The sequence below is a fragment of the Aminobacter sp. P4_H6_2 genome (assembly GCF_056400805.1).
Window position 1 is genome coordinate 1 of record NZ_JBFUKO010000920.1, and the last position, 1,534, is coordinate 1,534.

A 1,534-nucleotide genomic window follows, 5' to 3' on the forward strand; every position below is an offset into this window, starting at 1 on the left:
TTGCCGCCCACTGCCGATGATGCGCCGCACCGCCCCGCATCGGCAGCCAGCGCACGATGGCGCGATCGCGGTCGAGCACCTGCATGCGGTAGATGCCGAGATTGTAGGCAGCCGGATCGTCGTCTCCCGGTGAGCGGGTAACAACCACCGGCCAGGTGATGAGTGGCCCGGCATCCTCGGGCCAGCAGGTCTGGACTGGAAGCTGCGAAAAATCCGGTTCCATGTCGTGCCACCCTGCAGGAGCGGTGACGATCTTGGGCCGCGCCGTCAGTGCGCCGCGGGCGGCAGGCAGGAGCGAGCGCGCCTCGCCAAGTGTTCGCGGTGCCTGGGGCGCCCTCATCCACGCCAACAGCGCGCCGAGCGTGGAAAGGCCTTCGCGCGTGGTGCCGAGGCCTGCCGCGACACGTTCACAAGTGCCGAACAGATTGGTCACGACCGGCATGGTCGAGGCGTTGCCATTGGCCGTCATTGGCGTTGCAAAGCGCAGCACCGGCCCGCCTGCCGCGATGACACGACGATGTATCTCGGTCATTTCAAGCTGCGTGGAGACGGGGCTGCTGAGCTGCTGAACGTCACCTTGGCCCTGGAGATGGTCAATAAAGGAAGCGAGGCTGGAAAACGGCTGAAGACTGCGCTGGTGCATGGTTGAAGGCGATCCGGTCCGTCCGGAACTGCGGACGCGGCTCCTATCCCATGTCGATCCATGGCCAACTTTGATCCAGGACAAAGAACAGGCACGGCGTTTCCAGTACGAAACGGTCAAGTGGCGGTTTTGGTGTCCGCCGCATTCTTGGACGAGGAGGAAAGCGTCATGAGCATTCCGGCACCGGAAAGTTGGGAAGTGTGGCATTCCGCGGTTCTGGCCTACAAGGACTGGAAACAGCGACGCGCGGCCATACGAGAGATCAATGCTCTCGGGCGCCAGGAAGGTGAGCGTGTTCTCGGCGAATGCGGCCTGACGCGCGCTGATCTCGCCATCGCCATGCGGCACACCTTCGCGTCCACYATCCTGCTCCCCGAGGCCATGCAGTCGGTTGGCGTCGATCCGGACGCTTTCGCGACCCTGTATGCCGGATGGAACCGCGACATGCGACGCACCTGCATGATGTGCAGCCAGCGCAGTCACTGTTCCGACCAGCTCACTGCAGCCAGTTTCGCCAAGCGCTATCGCGAGTTCTGCCCGAACCGCGACAGCTTCGACGAGATGGCAAAGCTCCATGGCAACGAGGCACATAGCTAGCTTGTGGTGCAGGCGCGCGAATTAGAAAAATTCGCGCTCCTCTTTGTTCCCCGACAAACAAGCACTCCGGTCCCGCGCCTATGACACTCCGGTCAATGTGCGACAAATAACATGGAGTGTCGGGTGGCAACGAAAGCCGTTGAAGGAGAATTGCCTGGGTTCGCCCGGCACCTATTCCCAAGTATTGCCGGGTTGCCGCTAGGGCCGCTGCTGACATTTTCCCTGCGCGGGCTCGCCCGACGCAGGCCGCAATTGTTCGATCGGCTTGGTGAACACAGAGCCGCAAGCTTTCTG

The 1,534-nt window shown here is 62.4% G+C and carries 2 protein-coding genes; one reads left to right on the forward strand and one right to left on the reverse strand.

Going from position 1 to position 1,534, the window contains the following annotated elements; translation table 11 throughout:
• Positions 1-643, reverse strand: a 643-nt coding sequence (locus AC1DUU_RS31660; protein WP_476787257.1) for a UbiD family decarboxylase domain-containing protein, incomplete at its 3' end; no start/stop codon positions are given.
• A 168-nt stretch (positions 644-811) separates the two neighbouring features.
• On the opposite strand from AC1DUU_RS31660, the gene AC1DUU_RS31665 reads away from it, so the two are divergent.
• Positions 812-1,240, forward strand: a complete 429-nt coding sequence (locus tag AC1DUU_RS31665; protein ID WP_476787258.1) for a hypothetical protein — start codon at positions 812-814, stop codon at positions 1,238-1,240.
• The last annotated feature ends 294 nt before the right edge of the window (positions 1,241-1,534 follow it).